This is a genomic window from Streptomyces sp. AMJ-169, assembly GCF_055597585.1.
The window spans coordinates 20479-46065 of the sequence record NZ_JBVLTJ010000029.1 but is presented as its reverse complement, the minus strand read 5'-3'; the positions used below and the strand labels follow the sequence as shown (position 1 = coordinate 46065).

The window sequence follows — 25587 nt, the reverse complement described above, 5'->3', positions numbered from 1 at the left end:
AGCCCGGGGGCCTCGCTCGTTGCGCTTCGCCGACCGTCACCCGATCGGTAGCCAACTCGAAGAAGCTCAGTGACGCGCTTCTGACGTTTACTCACATTCCAGCGTGGGTTTATCGGTACCACTTATGTGTCACGTTGCGGAAGGCATGCGCGTAGTTGGGAGAACACGGTGGCGTAGGGAGATGTGGCGCCATGGGTGTAGGTGACGATGGTCAGGCCCGGATCGGCGGGGATTTCGAGGGCGTCGTAGTCGAGGTCGAGGTCCCCGACGACGGGGTGGTGGAAGCGTTGCTGTCCGCTGCGGTAGTACTCGACATCGTGTGCGTCCCAGCGCAGGGCGAACTCGGTGCTGCCGGTGCTGAGTTCGTCGATGAGGTCGGCAAGGTCGGTGTTGCCGGGCGCGCGGGCGGCTTGGGTGCGCAGGCTGCCGACGGCGTCGTGGGCGATGCGATGCCAGTCGCGGTAGAAGCGGCGGGCCCGGTGGTCGAGGAAGACGAAGCGGGCTAGGTTCGGCGGCTGGTCGTCGGTGTCGAGTGCTTCTTGGTACAGCGCCCGGGCGAGCTGGTTGGTGGCAAGGACGTCGAGGTGGGCGTTGCGTGCGAAGGCGGCGGCGCCGGTCATGGCGTCGAGGATCTGCTGGACGCTGTCGCGTACGTGTGAGGTGCCGCCGTCGTGGTCGGCGGTGCGGTGCGGTGCGTTCGCGGCGCGGATGAGGGCGGCCAGGTGGGCGCGTTCGACGTCGTCGAGCTGGAGGGCGGTGGCGACGCTGTCGAGGATTTCTTCGGAGACGCCGCCGACGTTGCCGCGTTCCAGGCGGATGTAGTACTCGACGCTGATCGCGGCGAGCTGGGCGACCTCCGAGCGGCGCAGGCCGCTGACCTGGCGGCGCCCGCCGAAGTCGGGCAGGCCGGCCTGCTGCGGGGTGAGGCGGGCCCGCCGGCTGGTGAGGAAGTGGCGGATGTCTTCGCGGACGGTGTCGGCTGGCACGTGTTCAGCCTAGGACACGCTGCAGTCGGGAGGGGCACTGGCAGGACCTCTCCGGAAAAGGACTCCCAGGTCAGATGGGGTGCGTGGTTCTGTGGATGGGTGCCCGGGCCATCTGGGTCGGCATCTCCGTCCCCCGGAAGGACCACGTACCGTCATGCCTCTCACCGCTTCGCCGCATCGGTCGTCGAAGGCGGACGCGCCTGAGACCAACCGGCACGCCACCGCGACGCTGGCCGCTGCTGTCCTGGGCTTCTTCGTGATCACGCTGGACGCGACGATCGTGAATGTTGCCCTTCCCTCGATCCGGGATGCGCTGGGCGGCGGGATCGCTGGTCTGGAGTGGGTGGTCGACGCCTACACGTTGATGTTCGCGGCTCTGTTGCTGTCCGCCGGGTCCCTCTCGGACCGGATCGGGGCGCGCCGCGCGTTCGCCGGTGGTCTGGGGCTGTTCATCGTCGCCTCGGTGGTGTGCGGGCTGGCACCGTCCCTGCCGGTGCTGATTGCGGCGCGCATGGTGCAGGGGATCGGCGCGGCCGTCACCATGCCGACGTCGATGGCGCTGGTGCGTCAGGCGTTTCCTGATCCGGCGCGCCGGGCGCGTGCGGTCGGGGTGTGGGCGATGGGCGGCGCAGTGGCTGCTGCCGCGGGCCCCGTGCTCGGCGGCGTGCTGAGCCTGGTGTCGTGGCGGATGATCTTCTGGATCAATGTGCCAGTCGGCATTCTCACCTTGCTCCTGCTGTCTCGCACTCAGCCGTCGCCGACCCGCCCTGCTCCGTTCGACTGGATCGGACAGGTCACTGCGATCCTGGCGATGGGCGGTCTGACGTTCGGGGTGATCGATGCCGGGGGCGCGGGATTCACCGCCCCCCAGGTAGTGACCTCGCTCGGTATCGCTGTCGTCTCGCTGGTCGCCTTTGTGACGGCGCAGGCCAAGGTGACCCACCCGATGGTGCCGCTCACGCTGTTCCGCTCGCCGACCGTGGTCGTCGCCACCGGTATCGGATTCGCGTTCATGGTCGGCTTCTACGGACTGCCGTTCCTGTTCTCCCTATACTTCCAGCAGCAGCACGGCCTGTCCCCGCTCGAAGCCGGGGTCGCCTTCCTGCCGATGATGCTGCTCAGCGCGCTGCTGACGCCGTTCTCCGCGCGCATCGCCGAGCGCACCGGGCCTCGCGTCCCGATGATCGCCGGACTGGTCCTGATCGCGGTCGGCTCGATCGCCTTGGCGCTCGTACCTGCCTCGGTCCCGATATGGGCGAGCGCGCTGCTGCTGATCCCCGTGGGCATGGCCGGCCCGCTGGTGATGCCCACGACCACCGCCCTGTTGCTGGAGCACGTGCCCGCCGAGCAGACCGGCACCGCCAGCGGCGTTTTCAACACCAGCCGCCAGATCGGCGGCGCCCTGGCCGTCGCCGTCTTCGGCGCCCTGATCTCCAGTTCGGCGGGCTTTCAGCACGGGCTGCGCATCAGCCTCACTCTGGTCGCCGCCATCGCGCTCATGGCAGCCCTGGCCACCGGACGCCTCGGCGCCGCCGGAGGCCACGACGTGTGATCACCGAGCTGGCCCAGGGCGCACATAGCGACTGAAGATATAGAGCGCCCGGGGTGGAAGGGCCCTCCAGGCGCGAGAGCGGCGAGGTGTAGCCCCGGCTGCGCTGCTGACGACTCGATAGTCATTAAATGATCAATAATATCTCTAACCTCGGCAAAATTGCCAGCCTATGGGTGGCGCAGAGGCTCGGGGAGCCCCTGCGAGTACCTCGCCCGACAGTCTCTCCCCAGCGTGTGCCGATCCCTGTTGCATAGCTATGAGCACATCGTGAGTATGCGGCGGGGTCGCGATGGAATCGCTCGCCCTGTGAACGAAAGGCAGTCGGACAGATGGCACTCTTCCCCCGCTCGATCCCGCAATGGGCCGGCCGTGCACGTATTCCTTCCTGGGAGGCTGCTGATGCTTAGGGGACGCGCCAGAGAACTCGGAGCCTTCCTCCGGGCCCGCCGCAACGCATTGCGCCCCGAAGCCGTTGGTCTTACGGCCTGGGACGAGCCGCGCCGCGTGTCAGGGCTGAGGCGCGAGGAGGTCGCGGAGTTGGCCTCCATCAGCACGGACTACTACACCCGCATCGAGCAGGCACGTATCGCGGTCACCCCCAGCGTCCTAGCCGCAGTGGCCTCCGCGCTACGGCTCGACGACGCGCAGCGCCACTATGTCTTCTGCCTGCTCAGCCAGCAAGGTACCGAGGAACGACGGCCTCGGGCTCAGTCCGTGCAGCCCCAGCTGCGGCAGCTGCTGGACGGTCTGACTGCCATCCCGGCGCTCGTGCTGGGCCGTTATATGGACGTGCTGGCCTGGAATCACCTGGCGTCAGTCCTGGTCGCCGACTTCGCGAGGGTTCCGCGGTGGGAACGCAACTGGGTACGGCTCATCTTCCTGGACCCGCGGATGCGGAAGGTGCACGCCGACTGGGAAGACGTGGCACAACAGGCGGTCGCCCAGCTGCGCATGGAAGTGTCGGTGCACATGGGTAGTCCGCGCCTTCAGGCGCTGGTAGGCGAACTCACCGAACGCGACGCCGCCTTCCGGGAGTGGTGGTCGTCGTACCAGGTGGCTATCGAAGTGCGCGGCACCACCATCGAGCATCCGATCGTGGGCACGCTGAAGCTGGAGAGCAGCACCCTGGCCAGCACCGTCGATCCCGACCAGCGGCTGGTCAGCTGGACCGCCCGGCCCGGCAGCAGCGCCGGCCGACGACTGCAAGAACTGTCGCAGCTGTCGGCTGAGGCCGCTCAGGCTGCTCCCGTCGCTGCCTGACCGCGGCACTCTGCCGCGCGTGAACCCGTCTGGCCCGTCTGCGCACGCCACGGCTGCGGTGTGCCGGCTCACTGAACCAAAGCAGGGGCGATGTGCGCTCCGTGATCATGAAGGGACGAGGAGTATGACGTACTGGAGCGCCCCGGAGCTGTCACGGATCGGGGATGCCGAGGAACTGGAGATTGCGCCGCTGCGTGCGGACGGCAGGTACCGCTCGCCGACGCCGATCTGGGTCGTCAGGATTGGGGACCACCTCTATGTCCGTGCCCATCGAGGCCGGCGCGGGGTCTGGTTCCGTGCCGCGCAGGAACGGCACCAGGGGCACATTTCCTCGGGCGGAGTGAACAGGGACGTGGCCTTTGCTGATGAGCCCGACCGGGCGCTTAACGACGAGATCGATACCGCCTACCGCAGCAAGTACGGCCGGTACGGGGCCCGCTATGTGGATCCGATGGTTGCCGACGCTGCGCGTCAGGCCACGCTGAAGTTGATCCCGCAGTAGTCCATCGCGCAGGTTGTGCCCGTGGGCTCAGGGCACGGTCGTTGCCTGGATGGCGCGCGGGCGGATGGGGTCGCTGGTGTCCGTGAGCGGTGTGCCCGGCTGTTTGCGGGTGTGAGCCAGGATTTCGGCGGTGATCGAGACTGCAGTCTCCTGCGGGATAGCGGCGCCGACGTCTGGGCGATTGGCGCGTTCAGGCGTGTCAGGGCGCCGTCGCTGACGCCGTGGGCGCGTAGCAGTTCGAGCCGGCGTGCGTGGGCGCGGTGTGAGCCCATGGCGCCGATGTAGCCGAGCGGGCGGTGCGGCCTGTCGGTGACGACATGGTGGGCGTCACACACGGTGACGCAGTAGCCCAGGAAGTGGCCGGCCTGGCTGAGTGCGTCGGCGAATTCCAGCGCTCCGAAGATCAGCATGTCCGGTGCGGGCGGCAGGTGCGCACCAGAGCGCTGGCGGACACGCAGCCGTCTCCCGTGGGGTTCTCTGGACGAGGATGCTGGCGCCGATGCGGTGGGCGGCTGCGGCGAGCGCCGTCAGTGATGCAGGAACGGGTGGGCTTTGGGCGGGAGTTCCGTCTTGGGGCAGCAGCGGAATCCGACCCGTCAGGACTGGGGCGTCGGCTTCGGTGATCTGTATGAGCACAACGGGCTGCTCGGCGGCAGCGGCGGCCAGGGCGAAGGCCAGATGATCGTGGTCGGCCGGGTGGATGTGCTGTGCGTACAAGGTGATGCTGCCACCGCACATCAGTCCCGCGGCCCAGGCATCAGCATCGGAGGAGCCGAAGCGAGTCCGCTCGGGTGCACCGTTCTCCGCCAGCATGCGCGGGCAGAGGTCGTGGACGGTGCCGTCCACGCAGCCGCTGGAGATGCTGCCCGCCACGTTGCTGTCGGTGTCGACGGCCATGGAGGTACCCACGGGCAGCGGGGTGCTGCCGGGGTGGCGGTGGTGATGGTCGCAACGGCGCAGGTGCGGCAGGTGCGGCACCAGTGGGTGAGGGTGTCGGCGATGTTCAGCATGTTGGGCTCTTCTTGTGCGCGGGGCCTTCTGCCGACCCTGCTTCGGGCGCGGTCGGCAGGAGGGGTTCAGGGGTTATAGGAGGGCGTCGAGGGTGAGGGGCAGTTGCCGGATGCGGCGTCCGGTGGCGTTGAAGACGGCATTGGCTATGGCCGGGGCGACACCCACGTGCACGACTTCGCCCAGGCCCTTGACGCCGATCGGGTCGGCGACGGTGTCGCTGCCGTCGAGGAAGATCGCTTGCAGGTCTTCGATGTCGGCGTTGACCGGGACGAGATAGTCGGCGAGGTTGGCGTTGGTGATGCGGCCGTCGCGGTGGTCGGTGACGGAGTGTTCCAGCAGGGCGGTGCCGATGCCGCCGATCATGCCGCCGATGGCTTGGCTGTCGGCGAGGGTGGGGCTGATGATGCGGCCCGCGTCGTAGACACCGAACAGACGTCGTACCCGTACCCGCCCGAGGCGGGCGTCGACGGCGACTTCGGCGAAGGTGGCGGCGTAGGCGTACATGGAGTGTCGTTTGGCGCCGGTGGGTGGGGCGAAGGTGCCCGTGGTCTCCAGGTGGGTGCGCCGGTTGCGCTCCAGCAGCTGTCGGTAGGTCTCGCTGCGGGCGGGCTGACCGGGCAGATGGAGGCGGCCGGAGCGTACGACGACCTTCTCGGGGTCGGCTCCGTGAAGCGGGGAGTCGGGGTCGCTCACGGCGAGATCGATGGCGGTGCGGCGGACGGTGTCGCAGCCGGCCTGGACGGCGGATCCGACGCTGGCCATGGTCTGGGAGCCGCCGTGCGGCGGGGTGGGCGGCATGGTGGAGTCGCCGAGCCGGGTGGTGATGCGCTTCAGGGGCAGCCCGAGCGCATCAGCGGCGACCTGGGACAGTGAGGTGTAGGTGCCCGGTCCCATGTCGCTGGCGGCGGCCTCAACGAGGGCGCTGCCGTCGGCGTCGAGCCGGATGAGGGCCTGGGCCCGATTGCGCAGCGTGTCGTAGACGCCGGCGGCCATGCCCATGCCGATCAGCCAGTGGCCCTCACGGCGGGTGCCCGGCTTCGTGGGGCGCCGGTGCCAGCCGAACTCCTTCGCGCCGGTGGTGTAGCAGTCGGCCAGTCGCCGGGTGGAGAACAGCAGGTCGTTGGACTGGTCGGCGTCCGGTTCGTTGCGCCGGCGCAGTTCGAGGGGGTCGATGCCGAGCTTGTGGGCGAGTTCGTCGACGGCGGATTCGAGGGCGAACGCCGCGGTGGCGTAGCCGGGGCCGCGCATGTACAGCGGGGTGCTCACATCGAGCGGCACCTTGCGGTAGCTCTGGCGCACGTGCGGGGTCGTGTAGAGCATCTGGCCGCTGCTGAGTACGGCCTCGGTGAAGTCCTCGTAGCGGGAGGTCTCGGCGAGGATGTCGTGATCGGCGGCGAGCAGGCGGCCCCGTCGGGTGGCGCCCAGGTGCAGGCGGTAGCGGTAGGCAGGCCGGTAGCCGGTGTCGAAGGCCATTTGCTTGCGGGTGAGGACGACCTTGACCGGACGTTTCACGGCGCGGGCGGCGATCGCCGCGATCACTACATGTGGCCAGGCGCGCAGCGCACTGCCGAAACCGCCCCCGACGTACGGGGAGATGACATGAACCTGGTCGAGTTCGAGGCCGAAGACGGCGGCGAGTTCGGTCTGGACGCCGACCACCCATTGCGTTTTGTCCCGTACGGTCAGCTCGTCGTTCTTCCAGGACGCGATCGTGGCGTGCGGTTCCATCGGATGGTGGTGGTTGCGGGCCAGCTGATAGGTGGCCTTGATCCGTACGGGTGCGTCGGCGAGTGCGTCGGCAGCGTTGCCCCGCTGGTACGTCGTGGCCTTTCCGGGCGTGCCCCGCTCCAGATCGGTTTCGGTGGGTTGGCTGTCGTAGGAGACCCGCACCAGGCGGGCAGCGTGCTGGGCTTGCTCCAGGGTGGTGGCCACGGCGACGGCGACGGGCTGGCCGCGGAAGTGGACGGTGTCGTCCTGGAAGGCCCGCAGACGCCGGCCGCCGGGCGGATTGTTGCTGCTCTCGTTGTCCCGGTAGGGCAGGCGGGGTGCGTTGAGGTGGCTGATGACGGTGAGGACGCCGTCCAGGGCGAGCGCGGCTCCGGTGTTGATGCCGGTGATGAGCCCGCGGCCGACGGCCGCGTCCACGATGACGGCGTGCACGGTGCCGGGGACATCGTGTTCGGCGCTGTAAGTGGCAGTGCCGGTGACTTTCGCGCGGCCCTCCACGCGGGGGACGCGGGCGCCGACAGCGCCGGACGGCTGGCTCACAGCGTGCCTCCGATCTCCGCCAGCTGCCGTTCCACAGTGCGGGTCAGCAGCGGGAGTTTGAAGCGGTTGTGCGCAAGCGGGCGGGCGCCTTGGATGGAGTGCCGGGCGGCTTCGGACCACAGTCCGGGGCGGGGCCGCTGCCCGATGAGGGCGTTTTCAACGGCATCCAGCCGCCAGGGCACGGTGGCGACGCCGCCGACCGCTACGCGGGCGGTGGTGATGCGTCCGCCGGTGACGTGCAGGGCGACCGCGGCCGAGGTCAGGGCGAACTCGTAGCTCTGCCGGTCACGGACCTTGAGGTAGCCGGAGACCAGCCCCTTGGGATGCTCGGGCACGTCCACTTCCGTGATCAGCTCTGCCGGCTTCAGCGCGTGCTCACGGTGCGGGGTGTTGCCGGGTTTGAGCAGCAACTCGGCGAAGGGGAAGTGCCGTTCACCGCTGGGGCCGCGCACCTGGACGGCGGCGTCGAGCGCCACGAGGGCGACCGCGAGGTCGGAGGGGTGGGTGGCCACACAGGAGTCGGATGTGCCCAAGACGGCGTGCACGCGGTTGGCGCCGCCCCGAGCAGCGCAGCCCGAACCGGGACGGCGCTTGTTGCAGTCGGCGCTGACGTCCCGGAAGTAGGAGCAGCGGGTGCGCTGCAGCAGGTTGCCGCCGACCGTGGCCATATTGCGCAGCTGCGCGGAGGCACTGGCCTCCAGCGCCTGACTGATCACCGGATAGCGGTCGCGCACCGCGCGATGCGCGGCAGCCTCAGCCATGGTGACCAGTGAGCCGATGTGCAGCCCGCCGGTGTCGGCGGCATGGATCTTGTCCAGGGGCAGAGTACTGATGTCGACGAGGGTGTCGGGCCGTTCCACGCTCTCGCGCATCAGGTCGACCAGCGTGGTACCGCCGGCGATGTATCGTGCGCCGCGCTCTGCGGCGTGCACGGCCTCCGGAACGGTGCTGGCGGAGCGGTAGGTGAAGGGATACATGGCGTGGGCCTCGCTCAGGTGTGGCGGGCGGCCTGCTCGACCGCGCGGACGATCTTCGGGTAGCAGCCGCAGCGGCAGATGTTGCCGCTCATCGCCTCGCGGATGTCGTCGGCGGACGTGGCCCGGCCCTCTCGTAGGCAGCCCAGGCCGGACATGATCTGCCCGGGGGTGCAGTAGCCGCACTGGAAGGCGTCCTGGTCGATGAACGCCTGCTGGAGCGGGTGCAGCTGGTCTGCCTCGGCGACGCCCTCGATGGTCGTGATCTCGCGCCCGTCCAGGCGCACGGCCAGGGTGAGGCAGCTGTTGACGCGCCGTTCGTCAACCAGGACGGTGCACGCGCCGCACGCTCCCGCATCGCAACCCTTCTTGGTACCGGTCAGCTGCAGGTGCTCACGCAGCAAGTCCAGCAGGGACGTGCGGTTGTCCACCGTGAGCGTGTGCCGGGTGCCGTTGACGGTGACCGTCACTTCGCTGCTGGGGGCCTGCTCCCCGGCCCGCGCGGTGCCGGCGGTCAGCTGGGGCAGGCCAGCCACGGTCAGCGCGCTCCCGGCGGCGGCGCCGGTGGCCAGCACCGTGCGCCGTGTCGGGCGTCGCCGGCCGGTGCCGGGCGGGGTGGCGGGCTCGGAGCTCATTGGAATCTCCCCTGGACAAGAGCGTCGGGATTTCTCATTACGGCCGCAGAGCGAGGCGGAAGTGACCGCCGGGCACGCTCACAGGCGAGCTGCCGTGTCGGTGCGGTCCCGTGCAGCATGCCCGCTGCTGTGGCGACTGTGCCCGAAACCTTCCCGGGGGAGACAGGGAGGGTTTCTCCCTGAGAGAGCCTGTCCCTTACGGGTCTGAGTGATCACTGACAGCGTGCAAGGCACCGTCCGCTCGGCGCGTGCATGGCCCCGGTGGGCGTAGGCGGCGGCTCGTCCCGAGTTCCATCCCCAGACTGAGCCGACTTTCCGAGCATGCCGCCTGACCCCGGAAACCCAGCAGAGAATGGACGTATCGATGGCCAAGGCGTATCGACGAACCGGAGCGGCCGCGCTCGCCGGCGTCGCGGGCTCCGCATTGCTTCTCATAGGCTGCTCCACCGGCTCGGCACCGGCCTCCACCAGTGCCGCCGCAGGATCCGCGAAGGCCGCGCCCGTCAACGTGGCCCCGAGCCCGGGCATCGTCGTCTCCCGCGACGCGGACCGCGAGACGGTGCCGGGTGCCCCGGAGAACTTCACCGGGAAGGTGTCGATCCAGTCGCAGTACATCAGTGACGGGGACGCCGAACGCATCTCCGACGTACGGTTTGCTGTCGGAGCCCGCACTGCCTGGCACACCCATCCCGAAGGACAGCGCCTGATCATCACCAAGGGCACCGGGTGGGTGCAGGAGTGGGGCAAGAAGCGCATCACCGTCCACGAGGGGGACATCGTCTGGTTCGCGCCGGGTGTCAAGCACTGGCACGGGGCGACCAGCACCAGCGCGATGGCGCACCTCGTCGTCACCTACGCGGTGGACGGTGTCACGCAGGAATGGATGGAGCACGTCAGCGACGACCAGTACCACGGCCACAAGCGAGGGCGGCAGGCATGAGGAAGCCCAGGACACCCGCCCTCATCGGCACACTCGCTGCGGGTACCCTTCTGGTCGGCTACACCGCCCAGGCACAGACCACCTCGGAGCTCGCTCCCCGCTCGCACCAGGTCGAATCGGTCTCCCCGGCCCTGGCCAAGTACGACGAGGAGCAGGTCCAGAAACTCTGGAACGACGACAGCCTCTCGCGCCGCGACCGAGGTCTCATTACCCTCGCGGTGCTCATCTCCAGCGGGCAGACCCAGGAACTCGGCCGCTACACCGACCGCGCTCTGGAGGACGGCCTGACCGCGGCAGAAATTTCGGAGACGGTCACCCAGCTCGCGTTCTACTCGGGCTGGCAGAACGCCAAGACCGCCGTGCCAGTGATCGCCAAGGTGTTCGCCGCGCACCGGATCGACGCCGACCAACTGCCCGAGCGCGATCCAGAACTGCTCCCGCAGGACCAGCAAGCCGAGCGGGCCCGTGAGAAGCGTGTCCAGGAGCAGTACGGCAGCGTGTCCCAGGGCGTCGTGGACGATACCGACAAGGTGCTCTTCGACGACCTGTGGCTGCGCCCGGACCTCAAGCTGCGCGACCGGAGCCTGGCCACCGTCGTCGCGCTCATCGCGATCGGCCAGAGCGGCCAGATTGTTGTGCACCTCAACAAGGCGATGGACGCCGGGCTCACGGACGACCAGGTCGACGCCATGCTGCACCACGCGGTGTACTTCACCGGCTGGCCGAAGGTGTTCACCGCCATGCCCGTCATCAGCGACGTGCTGAAGTCCCGCTGACAGATTGGCGCGCGGCCCTGGATCGTGGAGAAGGAGACACCTTCTCCACGATCCAGGGCACACTGCTGCGCGCAGCGCCGACGTGCGGCACGATGGGGACTTCAACTGCTTGCCCCGGTGCGCCGAAATATGTGGGTGCCGGGGGCGGCCGACCGCCACCGGCACCACGTCCCTGTCAGGTCGGTGCAGTTTGACGTGCGTGTGCAGCGGGAGCTGCATGGCCGAGGGACCGGCCCGCACGGTGCGCGTACCGCTGTCCGCATCCCACCAGCGTGTGGCAGTGTTCCAGTGCCACAGGCTGTCCTGACCGACGTGTATGCGGACGGTACGCTGATGCCCTGGCTTCGGCGTCACCTTGGTGCAGCCCGCCAGTGCCTTGGTGGGCTGCTTGCCGTGCCAGGAGGCGTCCGGGCCGAGGTAGACCTGCGCGGAGTGTCCGACCCGGTGCGCTCGCCGGTTTTGCGCACGCGCAGCGTCACGGTCAGCCCGTTTCTCGTGGGCTGGGCCTTCAGCTGGCTGTAGGCGAACGACGTGTACGACAGGCTGTATCCGAACGGGAACAGGGGCCGCGTGCCGGTCTTGTCGTACCAGCGGTAGCCGACATCGTTCCTCTCGCGGTAGGTGACCACGTCGTCGCGCCCTGGGTAAGCGGAGGTGTCGCTGGCGACCGGGGGAACGCCGGGTCGAGGGCATCCGCAGCGATGCGAGAGCCGGTCAGGTCGAGGCCGGGTCGGTAGGCGACCGGCCCGGTGGCCCGCTTGCGAATCTCGCCGAGCGGGACAGTGACGGTGTTCGGGTTGACCTCGGAGCTGCCCCCACCGCCGATCGCCGGCTTCTCGGCCGGCTGACTGATCACAGCGAGGCTGACCGAGCGGCGGTTCAGCGGCGGTGTGTCGTGCTCGTTCTTCAGTAGCACGGCACCCTGCTCAGCGACCTGCTGAGCGATCCGGTCACCCGTGGGTCCGGCCGGCTCGGGCCACTTGCGCAGCGAGTATCCGTCCTGCGCCCCGTTAATATCGGCACAGCGCAGCAGCCCGAAGTGGTGCATCTGCGTGAGGATGCGGGTAACGGAGGCGTCGACGTCGCGCTGCGGGATGCTGCCATCCGTGATGGCCTTCATCAGCGGCGCGTCCAAATAGTTGCCAGCGGCATCTCCACCACCCTCACCACCGACCGGGCCCGGCACTTCATCGGCACCGATCCACCAACGCCCGCTTGTCGGACACTGCCCAGCAGCTGTGGACCTCCTTCGCCGCCACCGGCACCTCCACCGGCGTGGCCTGGCCGCGCTACGACACCACCCGGTGCTCCACGCTCATCTTCGACCGCACCACCAAAGTCAAAAGCGACCCCTACCCCAGGCCCCGCAGGGCGTGGGACGGCCTGCGGTTTCGACAGCACCGACCCCGACGACCCCCCTCGTCATCGCTGCCGTCATCGGCTGGAAGCGGATCACCGCCGGTGCGGGCGCCGGACCGTGACCGGCCTGTCTGTCTGGTCGTCGGCAGGCAGCCGACTGCGGCCTTCCGGCAGTGGTTGGGCGCGTGCACTATGGCTCGCTTGAAGGCGCTTTCCGATCGATGACCACATTCTGCGGGGATCGCGGACATTGTCCGGTCGCTGTCGCGTGGCGTCTTCCTGGCTCTCTGTATCCGTCGCCGCAGCAAATGGTCGACCGGTGCCACCCCGACGAGGGGCGTGAACTTTTCCGTGGAGCTGAAGCGCGACCTGCTGGCGGAGGCGGCCAGTTCGCGACCGGCTACTTGCGGGTGATGTCCTGGTGCATGCGGGCAGGTGCGGCGGCTCTGCGGTAGGTGCGCAGCGTCTTCAGGAACAGGATGCGAGCAAGAGTCCCCGCAAGATTCCGGCAACCCGATCACCCCGAGCGTCACCGGGTTGCCGACCATCTGCGGAGCGAACGGCTAAGGTACGGCATCGTGGACTCTTGCGGCGCTTCCGCTGCCTTCGAGGGCTGGCCGACTGTGATTCAGAAGGTGAGCACCACACGTCCGCGAAGGCTACCCGCCTCCAGCAGTCGGTGCGCCTCGGAGGCCTGATCGGCCGGCAGCGTCTGTGCGACCCCGCGCGGGATGAGACGGCCTTCCTCGGCCAGTTCCCGGAGCCGGTCGAGTTTGGTGTGTTCACGTGCGTACTGCGGCACGAAGGTGATGCGGGTCATGATGCCGCGGTCATCCGGCACTTGGACGCCGCTGACCGTCGACGCCACTCGGCCGTTGTCACGCACTGCGTGGGAGGCGAGTGCGGCGATGCCTGCGGTGTCAACGAGACCGTCGACACCGGTGGGTACCTCCTTGCGGACCAGTTCCGGGAAGTCGGTTCCACGGGGCAGTACGACATCGGCGCCGAAGTCTTTCACGAGTTGCTGGTCCTTCGGTGCCGCGTCGGCGATCACTCGGTACCCGTCGGCCTTGGCCAACTGGATGGCGTAGCCCCCTACGGCACCGGCTGCTCCGGTGACGGCCACCGTGGCGCCGGCGGGAAGCTCAAGCAGGTCCAATGTCATACGGGCGGTCAAACCGTTCATGGGCAGTGTGGCCGCCTGGATGTCGGTGAGGCCGACTGGGACGCGGACCACCGAGTCGGCGGGGATCACGAGTTGCTCCGCGTAGGCACCGTGCGTACCGGAAACGACTGCGATGGCCATGACACGGTCGCCGACGCTGAGTTCGGTCTCGACTCCATCGCCGATCTGCTCGATGACGCCGGCCGCGTCCATGCCGGGGACGTACGGCGGCTCGGCATCGGACACGAAGACCAGCCCCTGACGTACCAGTGTGTCAATCGGGTTGACGGCCGCCGCATATACGCGGATGCGGATCTCGCCGGGACCGGCTTCGGGCTCTGGCAGCTCCAGGACCCGCAGTACTTCGGGGCCGCCGAACTCAGTCACTCCTACAGCCTTCATAGGAAAGTTACTCCTAGGGATCTCGGGCATGCATTTCTGCGTTCTTGAGCCCCTGTATCTTTTCCGTGCCAGTGCGCTGGCGCAAAGAGGCGCGCTGAATCCAGGGAGCGGGTGAACAGGTAAGAAACTCGCCCCCCCCGGATGGGTTGCGATTGAGGTGGGATTCCTATATGGGGCCGGTCTGAGTTTCGGAAGCTGGAGGAGAGCTTTGGCCAAGTCCGCATCGGGCCCGGAAGTGCCGTGCACCTCTGGGTCCGGACTGGGAGGACCCAGAACTCCAGATCTTCGGATCAGGTGTGAATCTTCGTTTGGATCTCACCGGGCTGTTGGGCATGGATTCATGTCTTCACTGTCATCAGCGCCACACTCTGGGCGGAAACTGTTTACGCCGCATCTATGAGGAACATATATTGACGCCCCGAACGTCGTTTTTATTCCCCGCGTGGATGAGAGTGGTGGTTCTGTGGGGCGCCCCGAGAAGCCCGTGGACCCTGAGGCCGGTCCCATACAACGTCTGGCTCATGAACTTCGTGAGCTGCGAAAGTCGGCGGGCAGCCCCTCGTACCGGGCGATGGCCGAATCGGCGGGTTTCTCGGCTACGACGTTGTCCAGCGCGGCGGCGGGGAAATGGCCGCCTTCGCTCGCCGTCGTCCAGGGGTATGTTCGGGCGTGCGGGGGTGAGTGGGCGGGGTGGGAGCTTCGGTGGAGAGAAGCCGAAGCGGAGGCCGCGGGCACTGTACGGGAGGAGCCGGAGGATGATTCGGCGCCGCCGTATCGGGGCCTTGCGCGGTTCGAGCCGGACGACCGTGAACTGTTCTTCGGGCGTGACCGGCTGGTGGAGGCGTTGCGGGAACTGGTCTGTGGGCACCGCTTCGCGGTGATGTTCGGCTCCTCGGGCAGCGGTAAGTCGTCGTTGCTGCGGGCCGGGCTGGTCCCCCGCCTGCGGGAGTACATCGAGCGGCAGGGGCGTCCGGCGGTGGTTCGGGTTCTGACCCCGGGCGCCCGGCCCGCGACCAGGTTCGGGCATCTGCTGGCCGCGGCGCAGGACGGGCCGGAGAGCTGGATGTTCGTTGACCAGTTCGAGGAGGTCTTCACTCTGTGCAGGGACCGGGAGGAACGCGTCCGGTTCATCGACATGCTGCTGGCTGCCCGGAACCCGGACAGCCGACTGCGGGTGGTCGTCGCCGTACGGGCGGACTTCTATGCCCGGTGTGCCGAACACCAGGGTCTGGCGGATGCGCTGGCCGGCGCGTCGCTTCTGGCCGGTCCGATGTCGGCGGACGAGTTGCGGGAAGCTGTCGTGGGCCCGGCCCAGGCCGTCGGCCTTCTGGTAGAGCGGGACCTGACCGCGCGGATCGTGGAGGAGGTCAGGGACCAGCCCGGAGCATTGCCGATGCTTTCGCACGCTCTGTTGGAGACGTGGAAGCGCCGCCGCGGCCGGCTGCTGACCCTGGCGGCGTACGAGGCGGCGGGAGGGGTCCGGGGCGCCATCGCGGCGACCGCCGAGGAGGTGTACGGGCAGTTGTCCCCGGAACAGGCGGTCACCGCCCGGCGTCTGCTGCTCCGGCTCATCGAACCGGGCCAGGGAACCGCCGATACCCGGCGCCCGCTCGCCCGGGCCGAACTGGACGCGTACACGGATCCCGGCGTGTTCCTGGTGGCGGAACAACTGGCCGACGCCCGGCTTCTCACTATCGACGAAGACGGTGTACAGCTCGCACACGAGGCGCTGATCACCTGCTGGCCGCGATTGCGCTGGTGGATCGAGGAGGACCGCGAGCAACTGCGCCAGCACCGGCGGCTGACCGAGGCGGCATCTGCCTGGACGGAGCACGAACGGGACCCCGGCTCGCTGTACCGAGGCGCCCGCCTGGCCCACGCGGAGGAGCTCTTCGCTGACGACATCCACGACGGCGAGGACAGTGGTCCGAAGCGTGGCGGGAGTTCCGCACTGACAGGGCTGGAACAGGAGTTCCTCGGTGCCGCGCTCCGCGCGCGCGAAACGGAGCGCCGGGCGGCCTCGCGGATCACCCGCAGGGCACGGGTGCTCGTCGCCGCGCTCTCCGCTGTAGTGGCGGTGTCGCTGGTGGCGGGGCTGGCAGCGTGGCAGCAGCACCGGGACAACCAGCGTCAGCGTACCGACGCCGCTGCCCGGCGGATCGCGGAGGTCGCCGACGCGCTGCGGACGACCGACCCGCGCACCGCGCTGCTGCTGGGCGTCGCCGCCTGGAGTGTCTCGCCGCTGCCGGAGGCCCGCCGGGCCCTGCTCGGCTCCCTCGACCAGCCGGAGCAGACGGTCTTCACCGACCCGGTGCCGGGCGACGAGCCGACACATTTCCTCGCCGACTCCGGCCGCACGCTGCTCAGCATCGACGGCCGTACCTGGCGCACCTGGGACGTGGTCAGAGGCCGCCGCACCGGTTCTGGACAGCTGCCGGCCGGAGAGGTGATCGCGGCAGGCCCGGACGCCCGGCTCCTGGCCATCGACGGGAACGCCGGTGTCCGGCTGTGGGACAGGAGTACCGGACAGTGGACCGGCGACCCGCATCCTCTCCCCAACACCTCCGACACCGGCATTGGTGCCGGACGTTACGTCGTGGACGGCCTCACCGACGACCGGGTGCGGCTGCGGTCTGTCGAGAACGGCAGGGTGCTGTTCGAGAGCCGCGCGCCCGGTCCGGTACACCCCGCCCTGAGCGCCGACGGACGGCTGCTGGCGGTCTGCCCGGAAGGCGGGGCACCGCAGCTCTGGGACGCCGACCACAGCAGGACCGTGTCCGGTGCCTGGGAACAGGCCCGCGGCCTGTGCAAGGAGGGAACGGTCCTCGTGTTCGGCCCTACACGGCTCGCTGTCGTCTCGGCCTCGGGCGTACACGTCTGGGACACTGGCTCCGGCCGCCAGGTCGCCGAGTTCGACGAATCCGGCGCACAGGACGCTGCCTTCAGCCCGGACGGCACCTTCCTCGCCACTGCCGGCGCCGAAGAGATCAGAGTGTGGCGGCTGTCGGACCCCGCGGCTCCGGTGTTCCGCCACCCCCTCAACAACCAGAACCTGTACAGACTTGCCTGGGACCCCGGGCATCGCACCGTCCTGCGCTACCTGGAAGGCGGCACCGTCCACTGTCTGGACCTCGGGGCGGCTGTCACTCCTGCGTGGCACAGCCACCCGCTGGATGCCGTACAGATCAGCCCGGACGGCCGTACCTTCGCCACGGCCGAACGCACCGGGGCCCGCTACCGCTTCGAGCTTCGCGCCACCGATGACGGACATCTGATCCGTGTGCTGCCGTCCCCTCCCCCGCCCGTCTCCAGCGATCCGGTCGCCGCGCAGGACACTCTGGCCCTTCTCGCCTTCAGCCCGGACGACAGCACGCTCACGTACGGCGTCACGGCATCCGGCTACGGCGCCTCGCCTCAGCGGTTCGTCGTCTGGGACCTGGCTCGCGACCGCAGCCGCGCCGTACCGGACCTGGCGGGGCCTCAGTCCGCGGGACAGGTGATCTCCTTGGCGACTGGCCCCGGCGGGCGCACCTTGTATTCCGGTCGCACTCCGGCCATAGGCGAGGTGACCGACGAATCCTGGGACACCGCCTCCGGCCGCAGGACAGCCCTCTTCACTGGTCTCACCAGCATCCACCTGGCCGTCCGCCCCGACGGTCGCCTCCTCGTCGGCGACAGCAGCATCGCCTCCCTTCCCTCCGGGACGGTCACCGGACAGGGCCTCGTCCAGGGAGAACAGGTCAGCGCGCTCGCCTTCACCCGCGACGGCTCCCGCCTCGCAGCAGGCGACCAGACCGGTCGAGTCGCGCTGTGGGACGGCACGCTCCGCCACCGCACGGGTGTCCTGCGGAACGTCTTTCCCGCCCCCCTCGGCGACACCCCGGAAGGGGTCAGCGCGCTCGCCGTCAGCCGCGATGGACGCACGCTGGCCGTCGGCGGGGATACCGGCACGCTCCAGCTCTGGGACACCGCCACGCAGCAGCCGCTGGGCGGCCCCGTCACCACACCCGGCGAGCGTATCGACACACTCGCCTTCAGCGACGACAACAGCACCCTGTACGCGGGCAGCGCCCACGTCCCGCTTCAGCACTACACCATCGCTCCCGGCAAAGCCGTCACACAGGTCTGTGCCCGTGCTGGCGCAGATCTGACACAGACCCAGTGGAATGTCTACGCGCCGGACGCGCCGTACCGCCGGGTCTGCGGCGGCAAGAGCCCGTGAGTCGACGGGCGGGATTCCCCTGACCGCCCGGCAAGACAGATACGGAGGGCGGCGCGATCATCGTTGCCCCCGGTCCGTAACTGCCGTGACCTGCACCAAATCCCCATGCCCGTTCCGGTCCGGGGAAGGCGCTGCGGCGGCGTGCCCCTGCCCCGGCAAGAACACCCCGGCGAAGAAGAACCCCGTGACCTGCGCCTTCGAATTGATCGGCGCGATGATTTGGGCTTGCAGTTCAACTCCGGGGGGCTGAGATTGGGCCGCAGCCGGAGGTTGGGTGAACCGCCACCGGCTGTGTACCGGCGGTGAGTTCCTCCGGTGCGCGTCGTCCGCTGATGAGAAAGCCGGCGGGACTCCCGGAAAACTCCGGACGCCACGCCGGTCCTGGGAAGGCAAAGGTACTTACGTGATAAAGCGCACTACCGTCAGGCGTGCAGTGGTCGTCGGGGCGCTGAGCCTCGCCGCCGGCGCCGCCCTCGTGTCGCCGGCCGGAGCTGAGACGAACATCCGCGGCCAGGAGCCGTTCAACACGGACAAGCTGCTGCTCGCCCTCTGCCATGGCTCGACGGCAAGGCAGTACTTCTTCATCAACGTGCAGACGGGCGCGGTCTCGGCGGACTCCACGCACGGCATCCCCGCCGACAAGCTGCCCTACCCCGTCGAGCGCTTCCAGGGCACCTGCTTCTACCCGCAGTCCTCCTCCTGGACCTGGAAGGGATCGGAGAGGAGAGTCAGCGACACCCTGACCAACTGCAGCTCCGCCTCCACGATGAACCAGAACCTCCAGACGGGCGGTTCCACCACCACGACGACCACCAACAGCGTGGAAATCTCTGGCGGCATCGACTGGACGGTCATCAAGGATGTCCTCAGCCTCCAGGCCGGTGCGAGCTACAGCCACTCCTGGTCGTACGCGAAGGCCTCCAGCTGGTCCAAGACCATAGGCATCAGCGTGCCGACGAAGAAGGTGGGCTGGATCGCGCTGCGCCCGACCATGCGCACGGTGCGCAGCAACCCGGTCTTCCACATCGACTCGTACACGTGGGGCAACGGGGACGGCAAGAATCAGACCACGGTCAGCAACTGGCGCGGACGCGGCAGCGCCTACACCGACATCACGTCCTACGGCGCCTACTACGACGCGGTGGGCAACGTGCTTGGCAGCGACGGAAAACCGACCGGCGACTACGTCGGCCGCGACCGCGACACCAACGCCGGCGACCGCTGCTGACCACGCACCGCGCGGCTCAGGCACGCGGACACGGGGTTGGGGCGTCCGATCACTCGGGTGCCCCAGCCTCGTAGGGCGTGACTCTTCTGAAGCGAGGTAGCCGGCCAGGCCGGGAGTTCCTAGTCGCGCTGCTCGGGCTGGGGACAGAAGAGTCACTTCAGACGGGTAAGGGCCGTGCCCGCTGCCCAGAAAGGTTTTCGGTGCAGTTCTCATGCATCAGACGCGGCGCGACAGCGTGACCGGCAGACGCTTGCTCACCCGGCGGTGTTCGGCCCGAGCGGCCCTCGGCGGCCGAGGGCCTATACGGCGAGGCCGAAGCAACCGAGGCCGGCGCTGGTGAGGGTGACGGCCGTCCAGCCGCCGGCGGACCACAACAACGATGCGGCGGTGGAGCCGACAGCTCCACCGACGAAGTTGCAGGTCACAAAGGCCGTGTTGAGCCTGCTGCGGGCCTGTGGAGAGACAGCGAACAGTCTGGTCTGGTTGAGGATGTTCACGCCTTGGACAGCGATGTCCAGCAGCAGGACAGCAACCAGTATCAGGACTACGGAGTGGCCGCCGAGCGCCGCCACGATGAACGCGACCAGGACCCGGTCCAGCCCCATCCGGTGGCGTGCGGGGACCAGCCCCGGTCGTGGAGGCGGCCAGCCCGCTGCGCGGCGAGGGCGCCGGCGAGCCCGACGAGGCCGAACAGGCCGATGGCGGAGACCGGGTAGGAGAAGGGCGGGCTGCTGAGTAGGAAGGTCAGGGCGGTCCAGAACATGGTGAACACGGCGAACGCGGTGCCACCGAGGACCAGGGTCCAGCGCACCGTCCGTTCTTTCCGGATCACCTGCCAGACCGAGCCGAGCAGTTGCGGATAGGACAGGTGCGCCTTGGGTGTCAGCGGCGGGATCGCGCGGTGCAGGAGGACGGCCATGGCGGCGGCGGCGAAGTAGATCGCCCTCCACCCGGCCGCGTCGGCGACGAGACCGCTGATCGTCCGGGAGGTGAGGATGCCGATGAGGAGGCCGGAGACGACTGTCCCGACCACGCGGCCGCGCTCTGCGTCGTCGGCGAGGTCTCCGGCGAGCGGGGTGAGGATCTGGCCGGACACGGTCGTAACGCCGAGCAGCGCGATGGCGACTATGAGGACGCCGATCGATGGCGAGAGCCCGCAGGCCACCAGTGCGACGGTCGAGCACAGCAGCATCGCCGGAACAATCGGCGCCGGTCCAGGACGTCGCCGAGCGGTACGACCAGCAGCGCGCCGGCGGCATAGCCGATCTGCGTGGCGGTGACCAGCCAGCCCGCGGCCGTGGCAGAGGCGTGCAGGTCATGGCTGATGAAGTCGAGGAGCGGCTGTGCCCAGTAGAGGTTGGCGACCGCCGCACCGCCGGCGATGGAGAACAGCAGAGTCAGCCCACGATTCATCACGCCTTGTGCCACTGGCGTGACAGATGCTGCGGGCGGCCTGGTCGGAGACTTGCCAGAGGGAGGCATGAAGCTTTCCTGCCGAGCGGAGGGTGGAAGGAGGCCAGGCGAATGGGTCAGCCGGCGCCAGCGCCGTGGACCACGGGCTGCCAAGAACACCGAGGCGCAGGTTCCCTTCCAGCGTCGTATGTCATACCTGAGCCAGAAACAGATCGCGCAGCTCGCCGCGATTACCGCCGACTACGACAGGCGGCAGATTCCCCCCGGTATTCCGACGGCCCCCGCCTGACCGGACAGCAAGCAGCCGACCTCGCCTGCCTCCAGCGTTGGCGGGACGTTCACGCCGCGTGGTCCGCCGCTTTTGGCAGCATCGACCTGAATCAGTTCTGCGCCGGCGGCCTGGAGGTGAATCGGGGTATCCTACTCCGCCCTGCGGTCCCCGACCAGCACATCGCCATATGGACAGCTGGGCCTGATATTTGAGCCCACGACGATTTCTGCCGACTCAGTACGGGGAGTGCACCAGGAGACGCGATCGCCGCCGGCCCCGGAAAGCCGTGCCTCCTCACGTTGACCACTGCGGCCGTCATACCGGCAGTTTTACATCACCGGCAACGTCCGTGGGAGGGAGAATCCCTCCCACCCTCCCACGGATTTTCCTCTTCCCAGGGTCGCACACCGACTGTGACCCGGATGCGTCGGTGTGCCACGCCAGAAGAGTACGGGGCCTGTCGTGCTCTCAGAGGTGAAATGGATCTGGGCACTGTCCAGTTCGGTGAACCAGCGGGTGCCCCTTCCGTAGAACTGATAGCACATCATCCACCCGCGATGCCCGCACACATTTCTTGCTGACGAGCCCCCTGCTGATTCCCTGCGGGTGCCTCAGCGCTGGCGGAGGCCGGGAAAGTCGGAGCCGATGTCGATACGCAGGGTCCGGACGATATCGCCGACCATTCGATAATTGGTGACGAGATACATCAGTTCAAAGATCTGCTTTTCGTCGTAGTGCAGACGCAACTCCGTCCAGGTGTCGTCGTCCATGTCGCCGAGCCTGTGGAACTGGTCGACACCCGCGAGCAGGGACGCCTCCTGCGGCGGCCACCGCTCGTCGCTCGGACCGACGATGATCTGGTCGACCTCGTCCCGGGTGAAATGGACCCCGCCCGCCTTACCGCCCTCGGTGTGCCTGGCAGGATAGATATGGGTCTGCCAGACCAGCGGAGCCCGTCCGAGCCAGCCCGTACGGGAGATGACCAGTTCCCGCGCACGGGCCGGGAGCGAGCCTTGGTAGGCGAGATAGCCCATCAGGGGAAGCCAAGAGGCGAACAGATCCGGATGCCGGGAGAAAGTCAGCGGCATATTTTCGGTGGTCCCGAGAAATCCGCCCTCTTTCCGGGCGGTCTCGTAAGCGGCCCCCAACTTCTCTTTCATCTCGGGGGGCCACTGATCATAGGGAAGCGGTGCTATGCGCGGCGCAATCGACTCCGCAGATGAAGCGGCAGGCTGCATCGGCATTTTGTGTTCCTCCGTATTTGGTCAGAAAATTAGGAAACCGCTGGCCGGGTACGGGCGGCGAAGAGGTTCTCGAAGACGTCGCTCGGCCGTACATGGACGGCGGCGTCGACAAGGCCCTTGATGCGGTCGGCAGATGCCGGCACGCCAGGGGCCTGGAAGATCCATTGCCGGGCCGCTTCCGGGCTCATCCCCTGGGGGATGTCCTGTAGGTACGGACGCACGTGGACAGGGGTTCCGGGGTCGCAGCGCCAGCTCTCCGCGAGGCCGCCGATGTCCACCGCGTCGTAGCCGAGGAGGTCCAGCAGTTGGCGCACCTCCGCTTTGGCGGCGGTGTCGTCGCCTGCGATGGGCAGGGCGCTGCGGTCTTCGGCTCCGGGGGGCCTGGCGAGGGTGAGCAGGTGGGTGAAGACGATGGTGTTGAATGCCTTCACTACCCGGGAGCCGGGCAGGTGGCGCTGGAGGAGCGCGCCGGAGGCCAGTTCGCCGGAGGTCAGTTCCGGGATCTCACCGTCGCGTTCGAGGTTGTAGTTGGTGGTGTCGATGACGGTCTTGCCGGCGAGGGCCGCAGCGGGCAGTTGCTCGTAGGTGAGGAGTGGAATCGAGACCACGATCAGGTCGCCCGCTTGGGCGGCTTCGGTAGGGGTGGCTGCCAGGGCCCGCTCGCCGAGCTCCGTGACAAGACCGGCGAGCGTCTCGGGAGCGCGGGAATTGCTCAGGACGACGTTCAGGCCGGCTGCGAGAGCGAGGCGGGCGACCGTCGCCCCGATCATGCCGCTGCCGATCAGTGCGAGAGTCTTGCTCATGGGGTGGTGACTCCATTCGTTAGGGACTCGATCCGTCGGCGGCCGGGACCGCATTTCGCGGGACCGGCAGGGCCGGACGGGGCGACCCTCGTCGCCCGATCGGTGCCTCCTGGACACCGGGTCGTGGTCCGCGCAGCCGGGGCTCGCTCGCCGGCGTAGCCGCGTCCGCCGCGTGCCGCAGGCACTTGCCGTGCCGGGTCTCCGCTCTCGGTCTGTCGCGCTTCGGCAAAGAGGAACCAGGAGCGGAGCTGGCGACCCGGTGCCGACCCTACAACTTTTTGCCTTGAATGGACAGTAAGTCTCTTCACGGCAAAAAATCTTGGAGAGCCCTACCATGGAACGACGGGCAGGTGGTTCGACGGAAGGAACGCGAGTGGGTGACGGGCAGGGGCGAACTGCTGACGGGATCGCGCGGGTCGGGGATCGGAGAATGGGCCGCCCGCCGCTGACCGAGCGGCGCAAGTCCGCTACCCGTATGGAGATCGCGCACGAGGCGGTGCGGCTGTTCACCGACAAGGGCGTGGCGGCCACGTCCGTCGATGAGATCGCCGACGGAGTGGGCATCTCGACGCGTACTCTGCGTCGCTACTTCCCCACCAAGGAATCCTGCGTCCAGCCGCTGCTGACTACCGGCCTGGCCAAGGTCACGCGAGTTCTGGGCGACTGGCAGCCGGGTGACACCATCGATCAGGTCGTCGAAAGACTCGCAGCCCTGGACTCCGTGTCCGGCGCATACTCGGCGGACCTGGGGATGACGCTGACCCTTGTCCGCCTTACCCGCACGGAGCCGAGCCTGCGTGCCGTCTGGCTGCAATTCCAGCACGACCACGAACCGGCCATCGCTGAGGTCCTCGCCGCCTGTGCGGGCACGTCGGTGGACGACTTTCAGATCAAGGTCAGGGCCTCGATGATCATCGCAGCCCTGTGTGTGGCTGCCGAGCACGCGGCCCAGCACCCGGCCGACGGCCTTCCCGGGCGCCCCGGCACCGACGTGCTGTGGACTGCCACAAGCACAGCGCTCCAGATCGCGGCCGAGGGAGTCAGCCTCGGCTGACCATCCACCCCGCTCTTCCCGGCCGCCGTGCAGGTGATGGCGACGGCCGTTGCCATGAGCCCGTGACTGTGCCGCGGGCGTGCCTCGTCGGCTGCGGCAGAAGTACCTCGTGCCGGTCGCCCCATGGTGTGCCCCCGGTCCGTTTCCCGAGCGCGAGGCATTTCCCCTCCTCTCCTCCGCAGGGAGTGGCCGGTGCCGCGAAACGGCCACCGCCTCGCGGCGCAACACCCCTTTGTGCGGGATCCGCCTTTCGTCTCGATCGACGGGGTGGCCGGCCCGTTCGCCGTCGTGCGCGCTCCCGTCGTGCAGCTTCATTCACTGCTGACGCGACGGTAGAGACTTCAGTTTTCGCCATTGCCTGACCTGTTGTCCATTTCAGGCAAAAAGTTGTAAGGTCGATTCCGGACCACTCGCTGCGTCTCCCGCAGCGCCTGCCTTCACTACGGGGGTTTGGGTCGCACCGCGGTCGCCGTGACAGGTGTTCTGGCGGCGCTGTCCGTCCCACACCGCGCGGGATACGGAAAGGGCGCCGGCGCTTTGCCGCCGCCCGGCCTGAGCCGTCCCGTGTAACCGAACCTCAGATATGAGAGCGAAAGCGATGCCGGACAACGACGCTCAGCACCTGCGTGGCAAGACGGTCGTGATCACCGGTGCCAGTTCTGGGATCGGGGCAGCGGCGGCGCGCCGGTTCGGTGAGCTGGGGGCGACCGTCGCGGTCGTCGGTCGGTCACCGGAGAAGACCGAGGCCGTCGCGAAGCAGATCGGGGCCCGGGCCCACCTGGTGGACTACGGCCGGCTGGACGATGTACGGCGGCTCGCGGCCGACCTGCTGACCGCCTATGAGCACATCGACGTCCTGGCCAACAACGCCGCCGGCATGCTCACCAGACACACGCTCAGCCCGGACGGTCACGAGATGACGTTCCAGGTCAACCACCTGGCACCGTTCCTGCTGACCAACCTGCTGCTGCCGAGGCTTGCCACCGCTCCGGACGGAGCCAGGGTGATCAACACCGGCAGCAGTACCTACCGGCGCGGGCGCCTGGACCTGGACGACCTCGACGGGACCCGCCGCCGCTACCGCAGCCAGCGGGAGTACGCGGCCTCCAAACTCGCCACGGTCCTGTTCACGCAGGAACTCGCGCGGCGCACCCGGGGCACGGGCGTCACCACCTCGTCCTTCCATCCCGGAGCGATCGCCACCGACATCGGCCGCGACAGCGCCCTCTTCCGGCTGATCATGGGTTCACCCCTCGGCAGGGCCGTGCTGTACACCCCCGAGCAGGGCGCAGAACCTCTGCTCCAGCTGGCCACCCTGCCCGACCCGCAGGCGGTCAACGGCGCCTACTTCAACCGCCTCAAACGTGAGGACCCCGCCCCCGGGCAAGCCCGCGACTTGGATCTGGCGCGGCGCCTTTGGGACCGTTCCGCCCAGCTGACGGGCCTGTAGCCCCTTCCCGCCGCCGACGCATGAGCCTTCCTCGGACGCCGCCGGGCCCCGGGCCGAGACGAGACCACAACC

19 protein-coding genes and 2 pseudogenes are annotated in these 25587 nt (G+C 68.4%); 9 read left to right on the top strand and 12 right to left on the bottom strand.

The annotated features are described in order from the left end of the window. Positions 1–122 precede the first annotated feature (122 nt). Positions 123–986 carry a helix-turn-helix transcriptional regulator gene (locus tag ACYUD3_RS37990; RefSeq protein WP_470980892.1) on the bottom strand — a complete coding sequence of 288 codons (864 nt, stop codon included), beginning with the start codon at positions 984–986 and terminating at the stop codon, positions 123–125. Positions 987–1140: 154 nt separating this feature from the next. Here ACYUD3_RS37990 and ACYUD3_RS37985 point away from each other — a divergent pair, with 154 nt between their 5' ends. The 3 genes from ACYUD3_RS37985 (at position 1141) to ACYUD3_RS37975 (ending at position 4300) form a co-directional block, all read left to right on the top strand. Continuing rightward, positions 1141–2538, top strand: coding sequence for an MFS transporter (locus tag ACYUD3_RS37985; RefSeq protein WP_470980889.1), 1398 nt, complete (start codon positions 1141–1143; stop codon positions 2536–2538). Between the two features lie 399 nt (positions 2539–2937). Next, a complete protein-coding gene (locus ACYUD3_RS37980) occupies positions 2938–3798 on the top strand; it encodes a helix-turn-helix domain-containing protein (RefSeq protein ID WP_470980902.1) in 861 nt (286 codons plus the stop codon). A 124-nt stretch (positions 3799–3922) separates the two neighbouring features. Further along, complete coding sequence (locus tag ACYUD3_RS37975; RefSeq protein WP_470980886.1) at positions 3923–4300, top strand: DUF2255 family protein; 378 nt, start codon at positions 3923–3925, stop codon at positions 4298–4300. A 327-nt stretch (positions 4301–4627) separates the two neighbouring features. Here ACYUD3_RS37975 and ACYUD3_RS37970 read toward each other — a convergent pair whose 3' ends face one another. The 4 genes from ACYUD3_RS37970 to ACYUD3_RS37955 all read right to left on the bottom strand — a co-directional run bounded on the left by ACYUD3_RS37970 (position 4628) and on the right by ACYUD3_RS37955 (position 9188). Further along, complete coding sequence (locus ACYUD3_RS37970) at positions 4628–5173, bottom strand: hypothetical protein (protein ID WP_470980900.1); 546 nt, start codon at positions 5171–5173, stop codon at positions 4628–4630. Positions 5174–5383: 210 nt separating this feature from the next. After that, positions 5384–7579, bottom strand: a complete 2196-nt coding sequence (locus ACYUD3_RS37965; protein WP_470980883.1) for a xanthine dehydrogenase family protein molybdopterin-binding subunit — start codon at positions 7577–7579, stop codon at positions 5384–5386. Continuing rightward, on the bottom strand, positions 7576–8556 hold the full coding sequence (locus ACYUD3_RS37960) for an FAD binding domain-containing protein (protein WP_470980881.1): 981 nt from the start codon (positions 8554–8556) through the stop codon (positions 7576–7578). The genes ACYUD3_RS37965 and ACYUD3_RS37960 overlap by 4 nt, the downstream gene beginning before the upstream one ends. Before the next feature lie 14 nt (positions 8557–8570). Continuing rightward, entirely contained in the window at positions 8571–9188 is a 618-nt protein-coding gene (locus ACYUD3_RS37955; RefSeq protein ID WP_470980878.1) for a (2Fe-2S)-binding protein, read from the bottom strand. 352 nt (positions 9189–9540) lie between these two features. Between ACYUD3_RS37955 and ACYUD3_RS37950 the strand changes: the two genes are divergently transcribed. Then, positions 9541–10128 carry a (R)-mandelonitrile lyase gene (locus ACYUD3_RS37950; RefSeq protein ID WP_470980876.1) on the top strand — a complete coding sequence of 196 codons (588 nt, stop codon included), beginning with the start codon at positions 9541–9543 and terminating at the stop codon, positions 10126–10128. Then, a complete protein-coding gene (locus ACYUD3_RS37945; RefSeq protein ID WP_470980873.1) occupies positions 10125–10904 on the top strand; it encodes a carboxymuconolactone decarboxylase family protein in 780 nt (259 codons plus the stop codon). The genes ACYUD3_RS37950 and ACYUD3_RS37945 overlap by 4 nt, the downstream gene beginning before the upstream one ends. A 231-nt stretch (positions 10905–11135) precedes the next feature. Here the strand turns inward: ACYUD3_RS37945 and ACYUD3_RS37940 are convergent. The 3 genes and pseudogenes from ACYUD3_RS37940 to ACYUD3_RS37930 all read right to left on the bottom strand — a co-directional run. Beyond that, a pseudogene (locus tag ACYUD3_RS37940) lies at positions 11136–11453 on the bottom strand (fibronectin type III-like domain-contianing protein); the annotation flags it as partial. After that, positions 11413–12024: a glycoside hydrolase family 3 C-terminal domain-containing protein gene (locus ACYUD3_RS37935; RefSeq protein ID WP_470980871.1), complete on the bottom strand. Its 612-nt coding sequence runs from the start codon at positions 12022–12024 to the stop codon at positions 11413–11415. The gene ACYUD3_RS37935 and the pseudogene ACYUD3_RS37940, both read right to left, overlap by 41 nt. Before the next feature lie 867 nt (positions 12025–12891). After that, positions 12892–13815 carry a quinone oxidoreductase family protein gene (locus tag ACYUD3_RS37930; RefSeq protein WP_470980868.1) on the bottom strand — a complete coding sequence of 308 codons (924 nt, stop codon included), beginning with the start codon at positions 13813–13815 and terminating at the stop codon, positions 12892–12894. A 586-nt stretch (positions 13816–14401) separates the two neighbouring features. Here ACYUD3_RS37930 and ACYUD3_RS37925 point away from each other — a divergent pair. Continuing rightward, entirely contained in the window at positions 14402–18052 is a 3651-nt protein-coding gene (locus tag ACYUD3_RS37925) for an nSTAND1 domain-containing NTPase (RefSeq protein ID WP_470980866.1), read from the top strand. 403 nt (positions 18053–18455) lie between these two features. Continuing rightward, positions 18456–19280 carry a hypothetical protein gene (locus tag ACYUD3_RS37920; RefSeq protein WP_470980863.1) on the top strand — a complete coding sequence of 275 codons (825 nt, stop codon included), beginning with the start codon at positions 18456–18458 and terminating at the stop codon, positions 19278–19280. A 299-nt stretch (positions 19281–19579) separates the two neighbouring features. On the opposite strand, the gene ACYUD3_RS37915 is transcribed toward ACYUD3_RS37920, so the two are convergent. The 4 genes and pseudogenes from ACYUD3_RS37915 to ACYUD3_RS37900 all read right to left on the bottom strand — a co-directional run bounded on the left by ACYUD3_RS37915 (position 19580) and on the right by ACYUD3_RS37900 (position 23011). Next, positions 19580–19852, bottom strand: a complete 273-nt coding sequence (locus ACYUD3_RS37915; RefSeq protein ID WP_470980860.1) for a hypothetical protein — start codon at positions 19850–19852, stop codon at positions 19580–19582. After that, positions 19825–20693, bottom strand: a pseudogene (locus tag ACYUD3_RS37910) (MFS transporter). The gene ACYUD3_RS37915 and the pseudogene ACYUD3_RS37910 overlap by 28 nt, the downstream one beginning before the upstream one ends. 882 nt (positions 20694–21575) lie before the next feature. After that, entirely contained in the window at positions 21576–22208 is a 633-nt protein-coding gene (locus ACYUD3_RS37905; protein WP_470980857.1) for a carboxymuconolactone decarboxylase family protein, read from the bottom strand. A 29-nt stretch (positions 22209–22237) separates the two neighbouring features. Beyond that, positions 22238–23011, bottom strand: a complete 774-nt coding sequence (locus tag ACYUD3_RS37900) for an NADPH-dependent F420 reductase (RefSeq protein ID WP_470980856.1) — start codon at positions 23009–23011, stop codon at positions 22238–22240. 475 nt (positions 23012–23486) lie between these two features. On the opposite strand from ACYUD3_RS37900, the gene ACYUD3_RS37895 reads away from it, so the two are divergent. Together ACYUD3_RS37895 and ACYUD3_RS37890 are read left to right on the top strand one after the other, a co-directional pair. After that, positions 23487–24065, top strand: a complete 579-nt coding sequence (locus ACYUD3_RS37895) for a TetR/AcrR family transcriptional regulator (protein ID WP_470980853.1) — start codon at positions 23487–23489, stop codon at positions 24063–24065. Positions 24066–24663: 598 nt separating this feature from the next. Beyond that, on the top strand, positions 24664–25515 hold the full coding sequence (locus ACYUD3_RS37890) for an SDR family NAD(P)-dependent oxidoreductase (RefSeq protein WP_470980850.1): 852 nt from the start codon (positions 24664–24666) through the stop codon (positions 25513–25515). Positions 25516–25587 lie beyond the last annotated feature (72 nt).

Excerpts from the sequence above, each read along its gene's own strand:
- ACYUD3_RS37895 (WP_470980853.1), top strand. The coding sequence starts at position 23,487 with ATGGAGATCGCGCACGAGGCGGTGCGGCTGTTCACCGACAAGGGCGTG.
- ACYUD3_RS37955 (WP_470980878.1), bottom strand. The coding sequence starts at position 9,188 with ATGAGCTCCGAGCCCGCCACCCCGCCCGGCACCGGCCGGCGACGCCCG.
- ACYUD3_RS37960 (WP_470980881.1), bottom strand. The coding sequence starts at position 8,556 with ATGTATCCCTTCACCTACCGCTCCGCCAGCACCGTTCCGGAGGCCGTG.
- ACYUD3_RS37900 (WP_470980856.1), bottom strand. The coding sequence starts at position 23,011 with ATGAGCAAGACTCTCGCACTGATCGGCAGCGGCATGATCGGGGCGACG.
- ACYUD3_RS37985 (WP_470980889.1), top strand. The coding sequence starts at position 1,141 with ATGCCTCTCACCGCTTCGCCGCATCGGTCGTCGAAGGCGGACGCGCCT.
- ACYUD3_RS37935 (WP_470980871.1), bottom strand. The coding sequence starts at position 12,024 with ATGAAGGCCATCACGGATGGCAGCATCCCGCAGCGCGACGTCGACGCC.
- ACYUD3_RS37905 (WP_470980857.1), bottom strand. The coding sequence starts at position 22,208 with ATGCCGATGCAGCCTGCCGCTTCATCTGCGGAGTCGATTGCGCCGCGC.
- ACYUD3_RS37890 (WP_470980850.1), top strand. The coding sequence starts at position 24,664 with ATGCCGGACAACGACGCTCAGCACCTGCGTGGCAAGACGGTCGTGATC.
- ACYUD3_RS37950 (WP_470980876.1), top strand. The coding sequence starts at position 9,541 with ATGGACGTATCGATGGCCAAGGCGTATCGACGAACCGGAGCGGCCGCG.
- ACYUD3_RS37980 (WP_470980902.1), top strand. The coding sequence starts at position 2,938 with ATGCTTAGGGGACGCGCCAGAGAACTCGGAGCCTTCCTCCGGGCCCGC.
- ACYUD3_RS37925 (WP_470980866.1), top strand. The coding sequence starts at position 14,402 with ATGGCCGAATCGGCGGGTTTCTCGGCTACGACGTTGTCCAGCGCGGCG.
- ACYUD3_RS37975 (WP_470980886.1), top strand. The coding sequence starts at position 3,923 with ATGACGTACTGGAGCGCCCCGGAGCTGTCACGGATCGGGGATGCCGAG.
- ACYUD3_RS37945 (WP_470980873.1), top strand. The coding sequence starts at position 10,125 with ATGAGGAAGCCCAGGACACCCGCCCTCATCGGCACACTCGCTGCGGGT.